At 49.4% G+C, this 20,336-nt stretch carries 18 protein-coding genes; 5 read left to right on the top strand and 13 right to left on the bottom strand.

The features are described from left to right. The first annotated feature begins 65 nt into the window (after positions 1–65). Positions 66–1,169 carry a DNA polymerase III subunit beta gene (gene dnaN, locus ACTHTA_RS00860; protein WP_070749423.1) on the top strand — a complete coding sequence of 368 codons (1,104 nt, stop codon included), beginning with the start codon at positions 66–68 and terminating at the stop codon, positions 1,167–1,169. A gap of 141 nt (positions 1,170–1,310) precedes the next feature. Here dnaN and ACTHTA_RS00855 read toward each other — a convergent pair whose 3' ends face one another. The 6 genes from ACTHTA_RS00855 to orn all read right to left on the bottom strand — a co-directional run bounded on the left by ACTHTA_RS00855 (position 1,311) and on the right by orn (position 6,120). Next, a complete protein-coding gene (locus ACTHTA_RS00855; protein ID WP_070749422.1) occupies positions 1,311–1,673 on the bottom strand; it encodes an ACP-like domain-containing protein in 363 nt (120 codons plus the stop codon). Positions 1,674–1,970: 297 nt separating this feature from the next. Next, on the bottom strand, positions 1,971–3,557 hold the full coding sequence (locus ACTHTA_RS00850; RefSeq protein ID WP_003684590.1) for an L-lactate permease: 1,587 nt from the start codon (positions 3,555–3,557) through the stop codon (positions 1,971–1,973). 332 nt (positions 3,558–3,889) lie between these two features. After that, positions 3,890–4,525: a 7-carboxy-7-deazaguanine synthase QueE gene (locus ACTHTA_RS00845; RefSeq protein WP_440364017.1), complete on the bottom strand. Its 636-nt coding sequence runs from the start codon at positions 4,523–4,525 to the stop codon at positions 3,890–3,892. A 106-nt stretch (positions 4,526–4,631) separates the two neighbouring features. Continuing rightward, complete coding sequence (locus ACTHTA_RS00840; protein ID WP_313971127.1) at positions 4,632–5,003, bottom strand: DUF1304 domain-containing protein; 372 nt, start codon at positions 5,001–5,003, stop codon at positions 4,632–4,634. 73 nt (positions 5,004–5,076) lie between these two features. Continuing rightward, positions 5,077–5,499: a 6-carboxytetrahydropterin synthase QueD gene (gene queD, locus ACTHTA_RS00835; RefSeq protein ID WP_283120823.1), complete on the bottom strand. Its 423-nt coding sequence runs from the start codon at positions 5,497–5,499 to the stop codon at positions 5,077–5,079. Between the two features lie 63 nt (positions 5,500–5,562). After that, on the bottom strand, positions 5,563–6,120 hold the full coding sequence (gene orn, locus ACTHTA_RS00830) for an oligoribonuclease (RefSeq protein WP_308888294.1): 558 nt from the start codon (positions 6,118–6,120) through the stop codon (positions 5,563–5,565). A 133-nt stretch (positions 6,121–6,253) separates the two neighbouring features. Here orn and dxs point away from each other — a divergent pair, with 133 nt between their 5' ends. Both dxs and ACTHTA_RS00820 read left to right on the top strand, forming a co-directional pair. Further along, positions 6,254–8,143 (top strand): 1-deoxy-D-xylulose-5-phosphate synthase, encoded by a 1,890-nt coding sequence (gene dxs / locus ACTHTA_RS00825; RefSeq protein ID WP_308888293.1) that lies wholly within the window; start codon positions 6,254–6,256, stop codon positions 8,141–8,143. Between the two features lie 65 nt (positions 8,144–8,208). Further along, positions 8,209–9,609, top strand: coding sequence for an L-serine ammonia-lyase (locus ACTHTA_RS00820; RefSeq protein WP_308186582.1), 1,401 nt, complete (start codon positions 8,209–8,211; stop codon positions 9,607–9,609). A 79-nt stretch (positions 9,610–9,688) separates the two neighbouring features. On the opposite strand, the gene ACTHTA_RS00815 is transcribed toward ACTHTA_RS00820, so the two are convergent. After that, a complete protein-coding gene (locus ACTHTA_RS00815) occupies positions 9,689–9,910 on the bottom strand; it encodes a hypothetical protein (RefSeq protein WP_004519529.1) in 222 nt (73 codons plus the stop codon). An 8-nt stretch (positions 9,911–9,918) separates the two neighbouring features. Next, positions 9,919–10,548, bottom strand: coding sequence for a C40 family peptidase (locus ACTHTA_RS00810; RefSeq protein WP_308887147.1), 630 nt, complete (start codon positions 10,546–10,548; stop codon positions 9,919–9,921). A gap of 260 nt (positions 10,549–10,808) precedes the next feature. Between ACTHTA_RS00810 and hslO the strand changes: the two genes are divergently transcribed. Beyond that, on the top strand, positions 10,809–11,705 hold the full coding sequence (gene hslO, locus ACTHTA_RS00805; RefSeq protein WP_308887149.1) for an Hsp33 family molecular chaperone HslO: 897 nt from the start codon (positions 10,809–10,811) through the stop codon (positions 11,703–11,705). Between the two features lie 172 nt (positions 11,706–11,877). Here hslO and tyrS read toward each other — a convergent pair whose 3' ends face one another. The 5 genes from tyrS to ppc all read right to left on the bottom strand — a co-directional run bounded on the left by tyrS (position 11,878) and on the right by ppc (position 19,664). Next, the gene (tyrS, locus tag ACTHTA_RS00800; protein WP_308887151.1) at positions 11,878–13,176 is read right to left on the bottom strand and encodes a tyrosine--tRNA ligase; all 1,299 of its coding nucleotides are present in this window, start codon (positions 13,174–13,176) and stop codon (positions 11,878–11,880) included. Between the two features lie 2 nt (positions 13,177–13,178). Next, complete coding sequence (locus ACTHTA_RS00795) at positions 13,179–14,939, bottom strand: ATP-dependent nuclease (RefSeq protein ID WP_308887152.1); 1,761 nt, start codon at positions 14,937–14,939, stop codon at positions 13,179–13,181. A gap of 66 nt (positions 14,940–15,005) precedes the next feature. Beyond that, complete coding sequence (gene ychF / locus ACTHTA_RS00790) at positions 15,006–16,097, bottom strand: redox-regulated ATPase YchF (RefSeq protein ID WP_440364018.1); 1,092 nt, start codon at positions 16,095–16,097, stop codon at positions 15,006–15,008. Positions 16,098–16,221: 124 nt separating this feature from the next. Continuing rightward, complete coding sequence (locus ACTHTA_RS00785; RefSeq protein WP_440364019.1) at positions 16,222–16,611, bottom strand: hypothetical protein; 390 nt, start codon at positions 16,609–16,611, stop codon at positions 16,222–16,224. Between the two features lie 350 nt (positions 16,612–16,961). Then, positions 16,962–19,664: a phosphoenolpyruvate carboxylase gene (ppc, locus tag ACTHTA_RS00780; protein WP_440364020.1), complete on the bottom strand. Its 2,703-nt coding sequence runs from the start codon at positions 19,662–19,664 to the stop codon at positions 16,962–16,964. A 187-nt stretch (positions 19,665–19,851) separates the two neighbouring features. Here ppc and ACTHTA_RS00775 point away from each other — a divergent pair, with 187 nt between their 5' ends. Next, a complete protein-coding gene (locus ACTHTA_RS00775) occupies positions 19,852–20,316 on the top strand; it encodes a cyclic pyranopterin monophosphate synthase MoaC (protein ID WP_049352038.1) in 465 nt (154 codons plus the stop codon). Positions 20,317–20,336 lie beyond the last annotated feature (20 nt).

Below are 20,336 nucleotides of genomic sequence, written 5' to 3'. Positions count from 1 at the left end.
GTCTGAATACAAAAAATATTCTAAAATACCCAAATCAACCGATTTCAAATTCAAAGGAATGGAACATGCTGATTTTACAAGCCGATCGCGACAGTCTGCTCAAGCCGTTGCAAGCCGTTACCGGTATTGTCGAACGTCGCCATACTCTGCCGATTTTGTCTAATGTGTTGCTGGAAAGCAAAGACGGACAAACCAAACTTTTGGCAACCGACTTGGAAATCCAAATCAATACCGCCGGCCCTGAAAGTCAGGCAGGCGATTTCCGTATTACGACCAACGCTAAAAAATTCCAAGACATCCTGCGTGCCCTGCCTGACAGTGCGCTGGTGTCACTGGATTGGGCGGACAACCGTTTGACTCTGCGCGCGGGAAAATCTCGTTTTGCCCTGCAAACCTTGCCGGCTGAAGACTTTCCGTTGATGAGCGTCGGCAGCGACGTCAGTGCGACTTTCTCACTGACTCAAGAAACCTTCAAAACCATGCTTTCGCAAGTGCAATACAGCATGGCAGTTCAAGATATCCGCTATTACCTCAACGGTTTGCTGATGCAGGTTGAAGGTAATCAGCTGCGCCTTGTTGCAACCGACGGCCACCGCCTTGCTTATGCGGCCAGTCAAATTGAAGCAGAACTGCCGAAAACGGAAGTGATCCTGCCGCGTAAAACGGTATTGGAACTCTTCAAGCTGTTGAATAATCCGTCCGAGTCCATCACAGTTGAGCTTTTGGACAATCAAGTACGCTTCCAATGCAATGGCACAACCATTGTCAGCAAAGTCATCGACGGCAAGTTCCCTGACTTTAACCGCGTGATTCCTTTGGATAATGACAAGATTTTCCTCGTATCCCGTACCCAGCTTTTGGGTGCACTCGAGCGTGCCGCCATTCTTGCCAATGAAAAATTCCGCGGCGCACGACTGTTCCTGCAGCCTGGTTTGCTGAGTGTCGTATGTAGCAACAACGAGCAGGAAGAGGCGCGCGAAGAGCTGGAAATCGCTTACCAAGGCGGAGAACTCGAAGTCGGTTTCAACATCGGCTACCTGATGGATGTGTTGCGTAACATACACTCCGACGATATGCAGCTTGCTTTCGGCGATGCCAACCGTTCAACGCTGTTTACCATGCCGAATAATCCGAACTTCAAATACATCGTAATGCCGATGCGTATTTAATTGGTGTGTGAACAAACAAAAAGAGCGTGTACGGTACACGCTCTTTTTTATAGGCTTGAATCAAAAGGCCGTCTGAAAAATTGTTTTTCAGACGGCCTTTCTATCAAACCGGGATGATTCGGTTAAATAGGGAAACTGGGATTAACGTGGACGTGGTTCGCAGTTTTTTACCAGGAATGAGCCGTTAGGGGCGTTCACGCCAACTACTTCAGAAGTAGTGTGGGTGTTTTTGTCGATGAAACCGGCAGACATTACATAGCCTTTACGGTTGGTGAAAGTAGTGCCAGTGCTGTCAGAACGTTTTTTGTCGACAACCAAAGAGGCTTTTTTGCCACCGGCATTTACGTCAGCAGTAATGGCACGGCCGCTACGGTCAAAGCCGTACATCACGTTCAGTGATTTGCCACCGTCACAACTGTAAGAAACGAAGCCGGCAGGTGCAGCGGCAGCAGAGAAGGAAACAGTAGCCAATGCGGCTGCAGTGATAACAGAAAGTAATTTCATGATCTAAGCTCCATATGAGTGTTGTGTGTTATCTTGCAAAGTGAGAAAGGGTTTCCGTTTGCAGATGAAGCGTATTTTAGGCGTTTTGTCGGTAGTGGCAATTGGGTAAATTGCAAAACAGTGTTTACTTATGGTTACCGGATTGTTTATTAATAGAAAGTTGTTTGTAATTTGGTGTTGCAAAGTGGTTATGCGGGTTGTTGCGGAATATATACATTAATGATTCTTTAAGAAATATAGCGAAAGAATACAAGAAAGGCCGTCTGAATATTCAGACGGCCTTTGATATGAAGCGGTTTAGAAGAAGAAAATTGCAGCCACAGTTACGGCGATGATGCCGTAGATGCTCATCGGGATCACAGTTTTCTTGATGATGGCGCCTTCGGCGTTGTTTACGTTCAACACGCTGCACACGGCGATGATGTTGTTGATGCAGACCATGTTGCCCATTGCGCCGCCGACAGATTGCAGGGCGAGGATGAGGGTAACGGACAGGCCGGTATCAAGCGCGATTTGTTGTTGAATCGGACCAAAGGTCAGGTTGGATACAGTGTTGGAGCCGGAGAAGAATGCACCGATTGCACCCAAGTATGGGGAGAAGTACACCCAGTGTTCGCCAGCCGCATTGGCAAATTCTTTACCGATGATTTTCACCATGGAGTCGTCGCCGCCAACCATCATCAGTTGAACCATAATCAACGCACCCATCAGGGCAAGCAGAGGTTTTTTGGTTTGGTTGAAGGTTGCAGCATAGAAAGACCACGCATCTTTGAATTTGGTTTTGTACAGCAGGATGCAAATCCAAACGGTGAAGACAAACGGAATCCAAGCCGGAACGTATAGGGTTTGGTAGGAAGCGTTTACGCCTTGGCCGAAGATGTTGCCGAAGGTGATGGTTAGGGAGTCGCTGACGGTGATTTTGGACAAATCAAACGGCAGTTGGAAGCTGAACCATTCTTCTTTGCTGGTCAGCAGGCCTTTGATGCCCAGCTGTTTGATACGGGTGATCACCAGCATGCCGATCAGCATACCCAAAGGAGCCAGTGCTTTGGCAACTTGTGCGAAAGGTACTTTTTCTGCATTCGGGTCTTTGGCGTAATCTTTGCTCAAGCCCCAGCCGCGGTTTGCTGCGAATACGGACACCATCAGACCGATTGCGCCGGCAACCAGAGATGGGAATTCTTCATTAACCATCGCCAAGGCAACGTAAGGAAGGGTACAGGAGAATACGGCGATACCGATGAAGCCCAAGTTTTTGCGGATTTCAGCCCAAGGTACGATGAAGCTCAAGCCGATCACAGGGATGATGAAACCAGCAAAGAAGTGCATTACGCCGGTTCTCATACCGATTTCCATAATGCTCTTTTGATCCAAGCCCAAAGGCGCGAAGCCGAACCAAGTCGGGGTACCTACTGCACCGAAGGACACGGGTACGGAGTTCATGACCAAAGTGAAGATGGCTACTTTTAATGGGTTGAAGCCCAAGCTCATCAGGATTGGCGCGGCAATGGCGGCAGGTGTGCCGAAACCGGATGCGCCTTCAATCATAAAGGCGAAAGACCAGCCGATAATCATCAACTGGGCAATCGGATTCGGGCTGATGGTAGCCAGCCATTTGCGGATGACGTCGATACAGCCGGTGGTTTCCATCATGCGGTTAAACATAATGGCACCGAAAATCACGGTAATCGGGGTCAGGGTAGAGACGAGGCCGGACGCGGCTGTTGCGTTGAGCAACATAGCGTCGTTGCCGAAATAAAACAGTTTGATGGCATAAATCAGCGCGGCGGTAATCGGCAGCGCGACGTAGGACGGCATACTGTTTTTCTTAACCATCAGCCAGATCAGCAGCACAATGGGAAAAATACTGAGAAAGAGAGCCATGGGATTATCCTTGGGGCAACGGGCACCATAACCGTCAATCAATGGCGGTTTGATGCGATGTGTTGAGTAATAGATGTTTTTCGAATAAGGATTGCCACTTTTTTAGATGCAACCAGTTATCAGGTAAATTGGTTTTACCAATTTATGAAAACTGTTGCACACTTTACGTAATCTTATGTAATCGGTCAAGAGGTTTGTAACAAAAAAGGCCGTCTGAAATTGGGTTTTCAGACGGCCTGAGAGCATTGCCAGTAGTGCATTTGGTCGAATATCGAATGGTATTTACATTCAATATTTTGTAAAGGATTTGTTTTTAATTGATTTCAAACGAATTATTCTATTCCTGCCCATTTATGCGTCTGTACGCTCAGTTGCCAATGGACGGGGGTATCGGGTCGGCTGTTTAACACACCGATTTGGCGGATGGTGTCGTAGATATTCATCACACTGTCTTGTTCGCAAGGCGAGAGGTAGTAATGTTGGGCGCGGATTTTGCATTCCATCTCTTGGCAAAACGCAACGACATCGCCGCCGGCAACAATACGCACTTCGTCGGCTTTCTCGATGCAACTAGATTCATATTTGGCGGCATAGCAGGCTTTAGGGCTGGTGGCAACGTAGTCGATTTGCGGCGGCGCGGGGTTGAGGCCGTTGGTTTCGATACACAGAAAATAGCCTTCGGCTTTGAGTGCATTGAGCAGGGTATCCAAATGCGGTTGGATGGTGGGTTCACCGCCGGTAATGATGATGTTGCGCGCCGTGTAGGTTTTCAGACGGTCGAAAATATTGGACAGGCTCATCATGCCGAATTTAAGGTAGTCGGTATCGCACCAGCTGCACGCGAGATTGCATTTGCCCAAACGGATGAAAACGGCGGGCATGCCTGTATTCCAGCCTTCGCCTTGCAGGCTTTCAAAGATTTCGACAATGCGGTATTGGGGATTGTTTGGTGTGATTTGAATGGTCATGAATGTCGGGTGTGCGGGATTTAATTGTTGTGGTGAAGCGTTTTGAGAAATCGGTTGAGGCAGCCATTCTTTCTGTTAGTTCGAGGGGAAAGAATGGCTGGTGTGTTTAAGCGTTAATGACGGCTGCGGCGGCCAAAAATGCCGGCAAGCCTTGTTTGAGCAAAATACCTTTGTTGCCGGATGAAAACGCGCCCCATGCGGCGGCGATGAGGACGAAGCCGAGGAACAGGATGGTCGTTCCGTAAACCGCGTTGTCAGGTGCGGCAAAGCGCGCCCATACCAAGCCGATAGCGAGGAAACCGTTGTACAGGCCTTGGTTGGAAAACAGGGTTTGTACGCGCTTTTGTTCCATAAATTCGTAAGGCATGTTGAACAGTTCTGATGCTTTTTCGCTTGGAATTTGCGTCATTTCGAGCCAGGCGATGTAGAAGTGTTCGACAGCGACGAAGAGGACGAGGAGGGTGGAGATAATTTTCATGAAGATTCCTTTTGATGTTTAGAGGATGGGTGTGTTTGGGGAATAGGCCGTCTGAAAAATACAGGATGGCAGTTTATTCCCCTTCATATTCAGCACACGAAGTCGGCGTTTCCCATAGTTTCACGCTGTACACTTTGACACCGGCGTTTTTCAGACGGCCATACATTTCTACGCTCATGTTTTCGGCGGTGGTGCGGCAGGGCAGGCGCAGGGTTTTCATGTTCCAGCCTTCCAAAAGCGCAGCGATTTGGCTTTCGCGTTCGTTGTTGCCGTGATAGATGAAGGCATGGTCGAACGGGTCGGTAATGTGTTGTTTGACGATGGCTTTCAGGTCGGTAAAGTCCATCACCATGCCGTCTTTTGCGCCGCCTTGGATAACCGGCGCGGAGACGGTAATTTCGAGTTTGTAGGTGTGGCCGTGCAGGTTTTGGCACTTGCCGTCATGCCCATCGAGCATATGCGAGGAATCGAAGGTAAAGATTTTGGTGATTTTCATGAGATGAAGGAAGCCGATGAGGCCGTCTGAACAGTGTAAAACCCGTTTCAGACGGCCTTGGGATTATTGTTCGGAAGGGAGTTTGAGGAAATGCTCGCGATAATGGCGCATTTCTTCGATGCTTTCGAGGATGTCGTCCAATGCCTTGTGCGAACCGCGTTTGACCACGCTTTTGGCAACGGCCGGATTCCAGCGTTTGGCCAATTCTTTCAGCGTGGATACGTCTAAGTTGCGGTAGTGGAAATAGGCTTCCAAACGCGGCATGTATTTGACCATGAAGCGGCGGTCTTGATGGATGGAGTTGCCGCACATGGGCGTGGATTTCTCAGGTATCCATGCGGACATGAAGTCCAACAGGTTTTGCTCGACTTCGGCTTCGGTCAGTTGGGATTCGCGTACGCGTTGGGTCAGGCCGGTGCGGCCGTGGGTGGCGGTGTTCCACTCGTCCATACCGTTGAGCAACTCGTCGCTTTGATGGATGACGTAGACGTCTGATTGCGCCAGTACGTTCAAATCGGAGTCGGTAATGATCATGGCGACTTCGATAATGCGGTCGTGTTCCGGGTTGAGGCCGGTCATTTCCATATCGAGCCAGCAGAGATTGTTTGCGTTTTGGGTCATTTCAGACGGCCTTGTGTTTTCAGTTGGCAGTATTATAAAGGATAAAGGTTCGGGCCGTCTGAAAGCATTTGTAACAAGTTGTGCAATCTCTTGATATAATCGTCCGTTACACAAAAATTCACCGCCAAAAATCATGAACCCAAGCCCTTTGCTCGATATTATCGATACGCCTCAGGATTTGCGCCGTCTGGAGAAAAAACAGCTGCCGCAAGTCGCCGCCGAATTGCGCGAATTTCTGTTGGATTCCGTCGGTAAGACGGGCGGCCATTTCGCTAGTAACTTGGGCGCGGTCGAGCTGACGGTGGCCCTGCATTATGTGTACGACACGCCCGAAGACCATTTGGTTTGGGATGTCGGCCATCAAAGCTATCCGCACAAAATCCTCACCGGCCGCAAAAATCAAATGCACACTATGCGCCAATACGGCGGTTTGGCCGGTTTTCCGAAACGCAGTGAGTCGGAATACGACGCATTCGGCGTGGGGCATTCTTCCACATCCATCGGCGCGGCATTGGGCATGGCCGTTGCGGACAAACAGTTGGGCAACAACCGCCGCAGCGTCGCCATCATCGGCGACGGAGCCATGACGGCGGGTCAGGCATTCGAAGCCCTGAACTGCGCAGGCGATATGGATGTTGATTTGCTGGTCATCCTCAACGACAACGAAATGTCGATTTCCCCCAATGTCGGCGCGCTGCCGAAATACCTTGCCAGCAACGTCGTGCGCGATATGCACGGCCTGTTGAGCACCATCAAAGCCCAATCGAGCAAAGTATTGGATAAATTGCCCGGTGCGATGGAGCTTGCCCAAAAAGTCGAAAACAAAATCAAAACCTTGGCAGGCGAAGCGGAACACGCCAAACAATCGCTGTCTTTGTTTGAAAACTTCGGTTTCCGTTATACCGGCCCGGTGGACGGCCACAACGTTGAAAATCTGGTGGACGTATTAAAAGACTTACGCGGTCGCAAAGGCCCTCAGTTGCTGCACGTCATCACCAAAAAAGGCAACGGCTACAAATTTGCCGAAAACGATCCTGTCAAATATCACGCTGTCGCCAAGTTGCCGAGCGAAGTGCCTGCGCTGGAAGTCCAACCTGCCGTGGTCAAACCGACTTATACGCAAGTGTTCGGTCAATGGCTGTGCGACCAAGCGGCGGCGGACGAGCGTTTGATTGCCATCACGCCTGCCATGCGCGAGGGCAGCGGCTTGGTTGAGTTTGAACAGCAATTCCCCGACCGCTATTTCGACGTCGGCATCGCCGAGCAACACGCCGTTACCTTTGCAGGCGGTTTGGCATGCGAAGGCATCAAGCCTGTCGTGGCGATTTACTCCACTTTCCTGCAACGCGCTTACGACCAGTTGGTACACGACGTTGCCTTGCAAAACCTGCCTGTTTTGTTTGCCATTGACCGCGCAGGTATTGTCGGTGCAGACGGCCCGACCCATGCAGGTTTGTACGACTTGAGCTTTTTGCGTTGTGTGCCGAACATGATTATTGCCGTACCGAGCGACGAAAACGAATGCCGCCTGCTGTTCTCAACCTGCTATCAGACAAACTCTCCATCTGCCGTCCGTTATCCGCGCGGTACAGGCACGGGCGCAACCATTTCAGACGGCCTGGAAACCGTTGAAATCGGCAAAGGCATCATCCGTCGCGAAGGCGAGAAAATTGCCGTTATTGCCTTTGGCAGCATGGTTGCCCCATCATTGACCGCCGCCGACAAGCTGAACGCCACTGTTGCCGATATGCGCTTTGTCAAGCCGATAGATGAAGAGCTGATCGTCCGTCTTGCCCGAAGCCACGATTACATCGTTACCGCCGAAGAAAACGCCGAACAAGGCGGCGCAGGCAGCGCAGTGTTGGAAGTGTTGGCGAAACACGGCATCTGCAAACCGGTATTGTTGCTGGGTGTAGAAGACAAAGTCACCGAACACGGCGATCCGAAAAAACTTTTAGCCGATTTGGGGCTGAATGCCGAAGCCGTTGAAAAACGCATTGCCGGTTGGATAGAGGCTGTTTAAGTTTCACAAACAACAGGCCGTCTGAAATCTTCAGACGGCCTTTTCAGACTATAAGGGAAAACCCCATGATCAGTATCTTTGATATTTTTAAAATCGGTATCGGCCCGTCCAGCTCGCACACCGTAGGCCCGATGAAGGCCGCTGCCGCCTTTGCTGATTTGCTGTATGCCGAAAACTTGGATACGCAAGTGGCGCGCATTGTCATTGAAGTGTACGGCTCGCTTGCCTTGACCGGCATCGGACACGGCACATTCGACGCATTATTGCTTGGTTTGGAAGGCAGCCTGCCGCACGATATTCCGCTTGCAGACATCCCCCAACGCTTGGAACGCATCCGCACGCAGCACGTTTTAAAACTCAACGGCCGTGAAATGGCATTCAATCCTGAAAAAGATTTGGATATCCGCGGCGACAAAGTGTTGCCCAAACATCCGAACGGTTTGAACTTTATCGCCTATAATTCAGACGGCCAGAAGCTGAAAGAGCAGATCTATTATTCGGTCGGCGGCGGTTTTATCGTAACAGACGAAGGGTTTGCACAAGAAGCGCAGGAAAATTCAGACGTGCCATATCCTTACAAAAACTGCGACGAGCTGCTGGCACAATGCCGTCTGAACCAGTTGAATATTTCCGAAGTCGTGTTGGCCAATGAAGCGGCGTTGGCAGGTTGCGATGAAGCGGAAGTACGCCGCCGTGTGGCTGCCGTGGCCGATGTGATGGAAAACTGCATCAAGCGCGGCTTGGGTGCGGAAGGGCAGCTGCCGGGCGGCTTGAACGTCCGCCGCCGCGCGCCGCAGTTGGCGGCCAAACTCAAAGTCCTGCGTGAGAGCGAAATCGTCAATACCCAACTTTGGCCGATGGTGTACGCCATGGCGGTTAATGAAGAAAACGCCGCCGGCGGCCGTGTTGTAACTGCACCCACCAACGGCGCGGCAGGCATCATTCCTGCCGTCTTGCACTATTTCCGCAAATTTAATCCGCACGCCAACCAATCGCGTGTCGAAGATTTCCTGCTGACTGCCGGTGCCATCGGTATTTTGTATAAAACCAACGCGTCGATTTCCGGCGCGGATGTAGGCTGCCAAGGTGAAGTCGGCGTGGCGTGTTCCATGGCGGCTGGCGCATACGCCGAAGTTATCGGCGGTACACCGAAACAAGTGGAAAACGCCGCCGAAATGGCCATGGAACACCACTTAGGCCTGACCTGTGACCCGGTCGGCGGCTTGGTGCAAATCCCCTGTATCGAGCGCAACGGCATCGCCGCCGAAAAAGCCCTCAAGCTCGCTACCCTTGCGCTTTTGGAAGACGGCACAGACAAAAAAGTCTCACTTGATGAAGTGATTCAAACCATGTTGCAAACCGGCCGCGATATGAAGGCAACCTACAAAGAAACCTCACTCGCAGGCCTGGCCATTACCTTGCAGAAAAAAGCCGTCCCAGTATCCGTGCGCGTGGTGGAATGTTAGCAATAGGGTAGGGGTCTGGCCAATAAGAAAAGGCCGTCTGAAAAACTTTCAGACGGCCTTTTTTGTATGGATCGAATAACTAACCGTTTTTTTGATAAGGGTTTTCCAGTCCGGCCATTAAGTCGCGGAAGTATTCGCGTAGCTGTTTTTCGGAACAACCCATCAGCAGCGCGTCTTCAAATGCGTCCTGCGCTATTTGGTACAGTTCGTTCAAGTTTTCGGTCATGACTTTGACTTTTTCGGTGCAGGAAACAATCTGACCGTCATCGTCATACCATTTGGGCATTTGCGGCATTGCCATCATGCACCTCAATTCAAGAAACGGGATGGATCGTTTTTCTTCACGCGGCGGCCGAAGGCGTATTTCGCGCTCCAATATTTGTGGCCGAGGCTGGTAATTTCGATACGTTTGCCCGTTCTCGGCGCATGAATAAAATTGTTGTTGCCGATGTAAAGGCCGACGTGGGAAATACGGCCGGGACCCATGGTGCGGAAAAAGACCATGTCGCCCGGCTGCAATTCCGAACGGCTCACGGCAACGCCCATTTGTGCCTGTTCGGCAGAGGTGCGCGGCAGGTTTATACCCATGGCGCGTTTAAAGATGTGTTGCATAAAGCCGCTGCAGTCAAAGCCGGTAGAAGCCGATGTGCCGCCGTAGCGGTAGGCCACGCCGAGCAAGCCCATGGCGCTGCCGATCAATTCGTCTGCATTGCCTGAAGGTGCGCGCGTATTGTTGCTTGGAGCGGGGTGTGTATTGACGGGGTGGACAGGGGTTGCCTGACGCGTATTGTCGTAAACGTTGGCGTTGTCGTTGAATTGGTTTAAAACATGCTGACGGGTGGTAATCAGGTTTTCCAAATCATCGGCGTAAGAAAAATTGACGCTCGCGAGCATGGCGACCGAAGTCCAAACTGCTGCGAGCCGGAGTAAAAAATTCATTATAAAAACTTCCGTTTCAGAAGGCATTCCCTGCCGATTGCAGGCACATTGCCGGTTTCTGAGATGTTATCCCGTATCATTCTCTTGTTATCTGCTTGATTGTATTCAAAAACTGTCTTTTTGGCAAAAAAACTGCTGTTATTTTGCGTTAAACCCTTGTTTCCAAACAAACTAGAAAAACATCAAACACGGTTTCGCTTGATTTATCCGCCGCTGCAACCATATAAGCGGCATTCATTGATTTATTTTCAGAGACTGACATGACACAAAATCACAGCGATATCCGTACACGCTTTATCTTCGACGATATGCCTATCCGCGGTATGCACATCCGCCTTGAAAAGGTTTGGCACCACATCGTCAACCAAAAACATTATCCTGTCGCCATCCGTCGCGCATTGGGCGAATTGTTGGCCGCCGGTGCTTTATTGTCTGCCAACCTTAAAAACGAAGGCGCGCTGATTGTTCAGGTTCAAGGTCAGGGCCGTCTGAAAATGTTGGTGGTGGAAGCGACTTCTGAAAATACTGTCCGCGCTACCGCGCGTTGGGACGAAACTGCTGAAATCCGTGATGATGAAAGTCTGACTGCGCTGTTGGGCGAAAACAGCGTGTTCGTTTTGACCCATCAGCCTAAAGATGCCGACCCGTGGCAAGGTGTTGTACCGCTGGAAGGCGACAGCATTGCGCAAATGCTGGTCAACTATATGAAACGTTCCGAGCAGCTCGATACCTATATTACGCTTGCCGCCGACGACCAAGCCGCAGGCGCATTATTGCTGCAACGTCTGCCGGAAGAAGAATTGGATGATGCCGCGTGGGAGCATGTGACTACGCTTGCGCAAACGCTTACTTCGCAAGAATTGACCGGTTTGGACGCTCATCACGCCCTTTACCGCCTTTACCATGAAACCCCGCCCCGCGTTTTTGAACCGGAGACTATTGAATTTGCCTGCACCTGCTCCCGCGGCAAAGTCAGCGATATGCTGTTGATGCTTGGTGGCCAAGAAGTCGGCGGCGTGGTGGCGGAACAAGGCAGCATTCAAATCGATTGCGATTTCTGCCATAGCAAGTATGTGTTTGATGAAACCGATGTCAACGCTTTGTTTGGCGCAGAGGTGGTGAATGCCGTCCGTCAAGAAAATGAACGTTTGCAGTAAGCTGGGGATAAAGGTTTCTTAAGGAAATTGGCTTAATAGAAGGGCAGGTGCAAAACCTGCCCTTTCTTTTTGGAAAACTGAATATCATCAATAGAAAATGCCGTCTGAAAAAAAAGCGTGGCTGATTTCAGACGGCATGATTGTTTTAAACGATGTGTTTAATGTTTAAAGATTATTTCCAAACCAACAAAGCGTGGTTGCGTTTGCCGCGCCGTACGATGGTGTATTTGCCGAAACGTTTGTGTTCGTCGGTCAGCATGTAGGCATCGTCAGGTTTTTCAGCGGCATGGTTCGGATTGTTGGCTTCAGCAGGTTTGCCGTTGAGCAAAACCGCTTTACTGTTTACAAAGCCGCGCGCTTCTTTGTTAGAAGACGCCAAACCGGTTTTCACCAAAGTCTCAACCACGTTGATGCTCTCGGAAACTTCAAAAGTCGGCAGGCCGTCGAGTGCCAGCTGCTCGAAGTCGCTTTCGGTCAGGCTGCTTTGGTCTTCGGCAAACAGGTTTTCAGAAATGCGTTGGGCGGCGGCAAGGGCCTCTTCGCCGTGAATCAGACGGGTCATTTCCTCGGCGAGAATGCGTTGCGCTTCTGGCTTGGTGCCGCTGGCTTTGTCTTTCGCTTCGATGGCGTCGATTGCTTCGATGGACAGGAAGGTAAAGTATTTCAGGAATTTATACACATCGGCATCGGCGACTTTCAGCCAGAATTGGTAGAACTGATACGGAGAAGTTTTCTTCGCGTTCAACCATACCGCGCCGCCTTCGGTTTTACCGAATTTAGTGCCGTCTGATTTGGTTACCAAAGGCAGGGTCAGGCCGAATACTTGTTTTTGGTTCAGACGGCGGGTCAGGTCGATACCGGCAGTAATGTTGCCCCATTGGTCGGAGCCGCCGATTTCCAAAACCGCACCGTGACGTTTGTTCAATTCGGCAAAGTCGTAGCCTTGCAGCAGGGAATAGGCGAACTCGGTGAAGGAAATGCCCACATCGTCGCGCTCGATACGCTGTTTGACGGATTCCTTGTTCAGCATGGCGTTGACGGAGAAATGCTTGCCGATGTCGCGCAGGAAATCGAGGCAGTTCATGCTGCCGAACCAGTCGGCGTTATTCGCCATAATGGCAGCGTTTTCGCCTTCAAAGCTCAAAAACGGTTTCAGTTGGTTGCGGATGCTTTCTACCCAGCCGGCAACGGTTTCGGCGGAATTCAAGCTGCGCTCCACCGCTTTGAAGCTGGGGTCGCCGATCATACCGGTCGCGCCGCCCACCAAAGCAATCGGCGTATGCCCCGCCTGTTGGAAACGACGCAATGCCAATACGGGCAGCAAGTGTCCGATATGCAGGCTGTCGGCGGTCGGGTCGAAACCGCAGTAGAGGGCGATTTTTTGTTCGTTCAACAAAGCGTCTAAGGCTTCGATGTCGGTAGTTTGCGCGATAAGGCCGCGCGATTGTAGGTCTTGAATGACAGACTTCATATTTAACCTTTTAATTTATTTAAAAAATCTCTTTGATTTTGATTCAGATGTTCAAGTATTTTTTCTGGAGTTTGATTATCACAGAAAGATTTACATAGAGCTATTTTTCTTCCATCTGAGCCCCAAAGGTAATCATCCTTGTCAGGATTATTTTGTGAGGTGCACTCTGAAAGATATTCGAGAATAATTTTATTTCTATGTGCAACTTGGTTTCGAACGTTTATCTGTTTTTTTCCAATGATTTTATATTTGTCTTTCCGTAGTAAATTATTTGCAGTTTCTATAATTAGGGCGGGAGATAAAAAATCTTCTATTGCCCAGTTTTGAGATTGTCCACTAAAGTTCCTAGGATTATCATCTAAAATGGTGTAGTCATGTCTGGGAATAAGAATGCTTTGGATTTTCAGGGAGGTTAATTTTTTAGGATTGATTTTTGATTTAGATTCTCTTCCCTCTTTATCATTATCAAAAATACATAAAATTTTTGGTTTTTCTGGAAAGGGGTTATCTTTGGCGAAATCATTATAATATTGCAAGTATCCTGCAATTTTGGTTGCTCCTCCAGCGCAGATAATGTTTGGAATTTCAATATCTACGGCTTCCATCAGTTTTTCTAAGTATTTTTTGTCTTCCTCTCCTTCTACTAAGACATTAAATGGCAAAAGCTCCCATCCGTCATTATTGTTAATTCCTAAATGTTCTTTAATTGCTTTGATTTTTTCGGATGTAGAGGTAAAAGCAATATTTTGAGTGTTTATTTCATAAAATATTTTACCAGGGCGTCTTTCATACTCCTTAGGTTCAGAATTCCCTATAAATAAATTAACCGTATCAATATTTCTTAAGTTAATAAAATGTTGTGAGTGTGTAGTGAGTATAATTGTTTGCTTATCTTCTTTACACATCGATTGCAAAGTTTCAAATACTTTTCTTTGTAATTTTGGTTGTAAAAATGCTTCTGGTTCATCAATTGCCCAAATAATTTTTTTATTTTTAATATTTTTTGAAATATATTTCATTAACGAAAGAAAAACTGCTCTTTGAGCTCCACTACCTTTAGATTCAATTTCATGATTATTGCCGTCTTGTAGAGTGATGGATGTCATTGTGCGAATTACATCTCTCAATCTATCAAATTCTGCAAAGTTTATTAGAATTTTAGCCTCTTTCAAAATTCCATCAAAATCAGTAAGTTCTTTAAAGCAATGGTTTATGTCATTCTCAATGTCGGTGATGGCTTGTCTAGATAGATCTATAAACTCTTCCAATTTTTCTAAAGGACGACTTTGTTTTGTACGTTTTTTATCCAAAGCTAGTAAGCCGTCTTTTTCTAGAATAGCTCCAATGAGGCTTGGTAAATGTATGTTATGAGATTCTATAAATATAAATTTAAATTCTGATAAAAATTCAAAGGCTTTGTTATCATTAATATCTTTGGAATCTAATTTGTATGAAGAGTTACCTTTTGCATCAAAACGTACTAAAAGTTTTATAATTTTACCGTGATTTTCAAATTCCCCAATTAATTCTGTCTTGGTTCTTCCTCCTCGCGAACCATAATATATGTGATGTGGAATATCAGTTTCAGCATGGTATAAATTTTTATCATGAATATGATTAAAATATACGTTTAAAGCTCTTAAAAAATTAGTTTTACCAATATTATTTTCACCACTGATTACAATAGGTAGATTATCAATAAATTTAACATTAACGTTAATAAGAGATCGGAAATTTTTAATTTGAAATTTTCTTAAGATCATATTTATTTTCTTTGCTATTGTAGTATTGGGAACAGATTCCCTGTTCCCAAATATTTTCAGACAATCTTACACGTTAAACAAGAAGTGCATCACATCGCCATCCTGCACGACATATTCCTTGCCTTCCACACGCATTTTGCCGGCTTCTTTGGCTTTGGCTTCGCCGCCTAAAGCGATGAAATCTTCGTAGGAGATAACTTGAGCACGGATGAAGCCGCGTTCAAAGTCGGTGTGAATTACGCCGGCGGCTTGTGGGGCGGTGTCGCCTTTGTGGATGGTCCAGGCGCGGACTTCTTTGACGCCGGCGGTGAAGTAGGTTTGCAGGCCCAAAAGGTCGTAGCCGGCACGGATCAGGCGGTTCAGGCCCGGCTCTTCCAAGCCCATTTCAGCGAGGAATTCGGCCTTTTCATCATCTTCCAATTCGGCAATTTCGCTTTCCATCGCGGCGCAAACGGCGACGACGGGCGCGTTTTCTTTTTCAGCCAATTCTTTCAGGCGGTCGAGGTGCGGATTGTTTTCAAATCCGTCTTCGGCAACGTTGCCGACATACATGGCGGGTTTGGCGGTCAGCAGGAACAGTGGCTTGAGCATGGCGAGTTCTTCCGCGTCCAAACCGAAGGAGCGGACGGGTTTGCCTTCGTCCAGATGCGGTAGCAGTTTTTTGCACAGCTCGACCAGTTTTTGCGCGTCTTTGTCGCCTGAGCGGGCGCGTTTTTCTTCGCGGACGATGGCTTTTTCGACGCTGGCGAGGTCGGCAAGTGCCAATTCGGTGCCGATGGTTTCGATGTCGGCAATCGGATCGACTTTGCCGGAAACGTGCACGATGTTGTCGTCGTCAAAGCAACGTACGACGTTAACAATCGCGTCAGTCTCGCGGATGTTGGCAAGGAACTGGTTGCCCAAGCCTTCGCCTTTGCTTGCACCTGCAACCAAACCAGCGATGTCGACGAATTCGACGATGGCAGGCTGCATTTTTTGCGGATTGACGATTTTTGCCAATTCAGCCATACGCGGATCGGGGACTTCAACGATGCCGACGTTGGGTTCGATGGTACAGAAAGGATAGTTTGCCGCTTCGATACCCGATTGGGTCAGCGCGTTAAAGAGGGTGGATTTGCCTACGTTGGGCAGGCCGACGATGCCGCATTTCAAGCTCATGGTTTTTCCTGAAAAGATAAAAGTTTAACGGCGGATTATAGCATATTGTGGAGGTACTCAACACAGCCGCAATGCTGGTATGTTCTTATGATAAAAGGCCGTCTGAAAAAAGAGGGACAGGCATTCAACTTATTGTTTTTCCGAAGAATGAGTAAATGAATAAAGCCGTTAAATAAAACAATTTTTCGGACAGGAGGCTTAAGATCAAACCTGAAAGAATGCCCAGTACCCAATAAATCATCTGACGGTATTTTGGGTCGGATGCGGTACGCAACATTTTAAAATACAAAACCAGACAGCCGAACATGCAGATTGTTTGAAACAGAATGAGGGGGGGGCTGTTAATGGCTCCGGAAATCGAATCATGAAGGATGATTGTCCCTATGCGTATGCATAAATAAATTAAAGCCGAGCCTGCCGCCGAATGCCCAAAAGGGACGGGCGTGTCGGATGAATCGGGTGTTTTGTGGGGCTGAAGCCTGCCGAATAACAAGATAAATACAATGTCAAACATAATGATAGTTGCCTTGGTGTAAGATGTTTTTGTTTTCAGACGGCCTCAGGATTGTCTGAAAGCGTATTGTGCGGCGTATGGGGTAGTGCTGCGGTAAGGTATGTCAGAGGTTGATCATCCATCATGCTGAAGCGCTTGCCATACTTAAATGAACACTTTGATTTGACAATGGATTATCTGCTGTTGCCCATAATAGTTTGAAATACAGGGCAAGTTAAATGAATAGGGTAAGAGTGGCAAGCAGGTTGAGAAACAGTATGGGGCTTCGTGGATAAAGCCGTTGCTGCGGTTCGCAGTTAGTTTAAAGGCCGTCTGAAAATTGTTTCAGACGGCCTTTTTTCTGTGCTGCCTTAACCGGTATTGCGCAAACCTTGCGCCACGCCGTTGATGGTCAGGTGAACCATCAGCAGCGCGTGCGGATTGTTAGGCTCTTTGCGCAGGCGTTTGAGCATGGCGACTTGCAGGCCGTTGAGGGCGTTCAGATATGGAATCCTCAAGGCAAGAGAACGGGCGAGGCTGCGGTTGTCGCGCAGGAGTTCTTCGGTTTGCAGCAGGTCGAGCAGTGCTTTGCGGCTGCGTTGGTATTCTTCCTTGATCATGCCGAAGATGATTTTTGCTTTATCGGGCGATTCGCTCAAGCCGGCATAGTTTTCCGCCAAGGTGATGTCGGTTTTCGCCATCACTTGTTCCATGTTGGAGAGCATGGCTTGGAAGAACGGGTTGCTTTGGGCGTGTTCGCGCAGCGCGGCCAGTGTGTCGGGATTCCCTTCGCACAAGGTTTCCACTGCGCTGCCGAAACCGTACCAAGCCGGCAGCATGAGGCGGTTTTGCATCCATGAGAATACCCACGGAATCGCGCGCAAGTCCTGAATCCGCGCCAAGGTTTTGCGGCTGGCGGGACGGCTGCCGAGGTTGAGGGTGGCGATTTCCTGAATCGGGCTGGTTTGCAGGAAGTAGTCGATGAAGTCGGGATGGGTAATCAGTTCGCGGTAGTATTTGAACGATACGTCCGACAAATCCTGCATCAGTTTGGCATCAGGGTCTTTTTTGTCCGGCAGGATGCTGGCTTCCAACGTCGCGGCAACCAAGGCTTCCAAGTTGCGTTGGGCATTGCCCGGGTCGGCGTATTTGGCGGTAATGACTTCGCCTTGCTCGGTAATACGGATTTGTCCGGCAACGCTGCCTGCAGGTTGCGCCAAGATGGCTTGGTAAGATGGGCCGCCGCCGCGACCTACGCTGCCGCCGCGGCCGTGGAACAGGCGCATGCGGACATCGTATTTTTTGAAGAGTTCGACCAAGCCCAACTCTGCCTGATACAGACACCATGAGCTGGTAACGTAGCCGCCGTCTTTGTTGGAGTCGGAGTAGCCCAGCATGATTTCTTGGATGTTGCCGCGGCTTTCGAGCAGGGCATCATACCAGTCGAGGCGGAACATGGTTTCCATGACCGGACAGGCGTTTTCGAGCGCTTCGATGGTTTCAAACAGAGGCACGATATTGATGCGGCTGTGCGGTTTGCTGTTTTCCACCACCAACAGGCCGCTTTCTTTCAGCAGCAATGCCAAGGCGAGCAGGTCGCTGGGCTGTTCGCAGTTGGAAATAATGCTTTGTGTAACGGCATCTTCGCCAAATTCGTCTTTGATTTTGCGCGCTTCGTTGAAAATTGCCAGTTCGTGGCGGGTATGGTCGCTGTATGTGATGAACGGGCTGTACAGCGGACGTTGATGGCTCAATTCGCGCAATAAGGCGGTTTGTTTTTGCTCTTCGTTCAGGCTGTTGTAGTCTTCCAAGCCTGCATGTTGGAAAAGCTCGGCAACCACATCGGCGTGTTTGCCTGCGTGTTGGCGCAGGTCGAGCGGCATCATGTGGAAGCCGAACACGGATACGCTGCGGATAATATTGGCCAGACGGCCTTCTGCCAGCAGTTGGCTGCCGTTTTCGTGGAGCGAGCGTTGCAGTTTTTTCAGGTCGTTGAGGAACTCTTCAACCGTGGCATAAGGCTCGAGGAAGCCGAATTTGCAGCCCATACCCAAACCGAGTGAGCGTGCTTTGCCCATGGCGCGAGCCATGATGTAGGCGATGGCGCGGCGGTAGGGTTCTTCGGTGCGGGCGATTTCTTCGTCAGGCGAGAGGGCGGCCAGTGCCATCACGTCGTCGTTGACTTTGACGCGGCGGATGGAGAGCGGCAATTCGCGGTAGAGTTTGTCGAGTTCGCCGCGATAGAAGCGGAACACTGCGTCGGCATGCCGTCTGAACGCAAAACGCAAGGTTTCGGCAGAAACGAAAGGGTTGCCATCGCGGTCGCCGCCTATCCAGCCGCCGATTTTAAGGATATTCGGAACGCTGACGCCGGGATAGGTCGTCTGAAAATCGCGTTCCATTGTGCGGTAGAGTTTAGGCAGGGCTTCAAAAAAGCTCATTGGGAAAATAGATACGCCGTTGTTAATTTCGTCGTTGACGCTGAGTTTGTGGCGGCGCGTTTCGCTGGTCTGCCACAGGCCCAAAAGGACAGTGTCGATTTCGCGGCGCAACTGAGCCAGTGCTTCGGGGTTGGTGCAGCGTTCGCGTTGCGGCAGCAGCGCGCGGATGCGGCGGTTGAAGCTCAAGACGGTTTGGCGTTGTACTTCGGTCGGGTGTGCGGTCAAAACGGCGGTAACGACCGTGTTGTCTAGTTGTTGTTGCAACGATTTGCCGTTGACTTTTCCGGCTTTGAGCTTGCGCACGGTTTCCGTCAGGCTGCCTTCGGCGCTGTTGTGTCCGGCCTCTTCGTGGATTTGGCGGCGGCGTTCGTGGTGTACGTCTTCGGCGATGTTCAAAATCTGCGCGAACAGGCCGCAGGCCAAGGTTAAATCGTGGGTTTGTTGTTCGTCCAATTGCGGCAACACCTTCTCAATCAGGGCAGCACTGTCGTCTGAGGTCGATAATAGCTTAACGGTTTCGACCACCAAAGGCGATGCTTCCTCATGCAGCAGATTGAAAAGAGACTGTTTTAAAAATTCCGCATCCGCTGCCAGAGCGGCATCTTTTGGATTATTCAAGATATGCAGTTGCATGATTTTTCTCTTATTTAAATGTTAATTTGGGTGTATCGTGAATCCATTGTATAGCAGATTTTTATAAACTGCCAATGGTAACACCCGATACATTTCAAACCGGAAAACGGCCGTCTGTATCCGCCGCGTGGTCGCTGTCTGTAAAATGCCGTAAAATATTGCCCATCAAAACAGAGGCGAGAAACCCATGATTGAATTTCCCAACCAACCCGATTTTCCTGAGCAACACACCGCCGTCGCCGTCGGCACTATCAACATGAGCCAGCAGGCGATAAGGGTGTTGATAGAGAATGCCACCGAAAAGGCAAGTATCCTGACCATTGCCCGCGTTGCCGCCATTCAGAGCATCAAACAGACTGCCAACCTGATTCCGCTGCACCTGCCCGGCCGCATCATCGGCGTGCAGGTTGATTTCGATATTAACGTTGAGTTGGCCTGCCTGAAGGCCACGCTGACCGTCCAAGCGCACAGCAACGGCAGCATTGCCACCGAAGCCCTGGCTGGCCTCAATTTGGCGCTCTTGAGCGTTTACGACATGATGAAAGACGTTGACCGCAATATGATGCTCAGCGGCATCCGCCTAGAATCCGAAACCAGCAGCGAAGGCCGTCCTTTCTTGTTTGACAACGCATACGAAAATATTAATTTCTAAACCATTCAGGCCGTCTGAAC

This window comes from Neisseria sp. P0013.S005, from assembly GCF_051958425.1.
Lineage (GTDB): Bacteria > Pseudomonadota > Gammaproteobacteria > Burkholderiales > Neisseriaceae > Neisseria > Neisseria subflava.
Note: the sequence above shows the minus strand (reverse complement) of the source record. Positions and strands in the feature narration are given on the sequence as shown.

What these genes read in the sequence shown, in the direction of transcription:
- dnaN (WP_070749423.1), top strand. Translation starts at nt 66, where the DNA reads ATGCTGATTTTACAAGCCGATCGCGACAGTCTGCTCAAGCCGTTGCAA.
- ACTHTA_RS00855 (WP_070749422.1), bottom strand. Translation starts at nt 1,673, where the DNA reads ATGAAATTACTTTCTGTTATCACTGCAGCCGCATTGGCTACTGTTTCC.
- ACTHTA_RS00850 (WP_003684590.1), bottom strand. Translation starts at nt 3,557, where the DNA reads ATGGCTCTCTTTCTCAGTATTTTTCCCATTGTGCTGCTGATCTGGCTG.
- ACTHTA_RS00845 (WP_440364017.1), bottom strand. Translation starts at nt 4,525, where the DNA reads ATGACCATTCAAATCACACCAAACAATCCCCAATACCGCATTGTCGAA.
- ACTHTA_RS00840 (WP_313971127.1), bottom strand. Translation starts at nt 5,003, where the DNA reads ATGAAAATTATCTCCACCCTCCTCGTCCTCTTCGTCGCTGTCGAACAC.
- queD (WP_283120823.1), bottom strand. Translation starts at nt 5,499, where the DNA reads ATGAAAATCACCAAAATCTTTACCTTCGATTCCTCGCATATGCTCGAT.
- orn (WP_308888294.1), bottom strand. Translation starts at nt 6,120, where the DNA reads ATGACCCAAAACGCAAACAATCTCTGCTGGCTCGATATGGAAATGACC.
- dxs (WP_308888293.1), top strand. Translation starts at nt 6,254, where the DNA reads ATGAACCCAAGCCCTTTGCTCGATATTATCGATACGCCTCAGGATTTG.
- ACTHTA_RS00820 (WP_308186582.1), top strand. Translation starts at nt 8,209, where the DNA reads ATGATCAGTATCTTTGATATTTTTAAAATCGGTATCGGCCCGTCCAGC.
- ACTHTA_RS00815 (WP_004519529.1), bottom strand. Translation starts at nt 9,910, where the DNA reads ATGGCAATGCCGCAAATGCCCAAATGGTATGACGATGACGGTCAGATT.
- ACTHTA_RS00810 (WP_308887147.1), bottom strand. Translation starts at nt 10,548, where the DNA reads ATGAATTTTTTACTCCGGCTCGCAGCAGTTTGGACTTCGGTCGCCATG.
- hslO (WP_308887149.1), top strand. Translation starts at nt 10,809, where the DNA reads ATGACACAAAATCACAGCGATATCCGTACACGCTTTATCTTCGACGAT.
- tyrS (WP_308887151.1), bottom strand. Translation starts at nt 13,176, where the DNA reads ATGAAGTCTGTCATTCAAGACCTACAATCGCGCGGCCTTATCGCGCAA.
- ACTHTA_RS00795 (WP_308887152.1), bottom strand. Translation starts at nt 14,939, where the DNA reads ATGATCTTAAGAAAATTTCAAATTAAAAATTTCCGATCTCTTATTAAC.
- ychF (WP_440364018.1), bottom strand. Translation starts at nt 16,097, where the DNA reads ATGAGCTTGAAATGCGGCATCGTCGGCCTGCCCAACGTAGGCAAATCC.
- ACTHTA_RS00785 (WP_440364019.1), bottom strand. Translation starts at nt 16,611, where the DNA reads ATGTTTGACATTGTATTTATCTTGTTATTCGGCAGGCTTCAGCCCCAC.
- ppc (WP_440364020.1), bottom strand. Translation starts at nt 19,664, where the DNA reads ATGCAACTGCATATCTTGAATAATCCAAAAGATGCCGCTCTGGCAGCG.
- ACTHTA_RS00775 (WP_049352038.1), top strand. Translation starts at nt 19,852, where the DNA reads ATGATTGAATTTCCCAACCAACCCGATTTTCCTGAGCAACACACCGCC.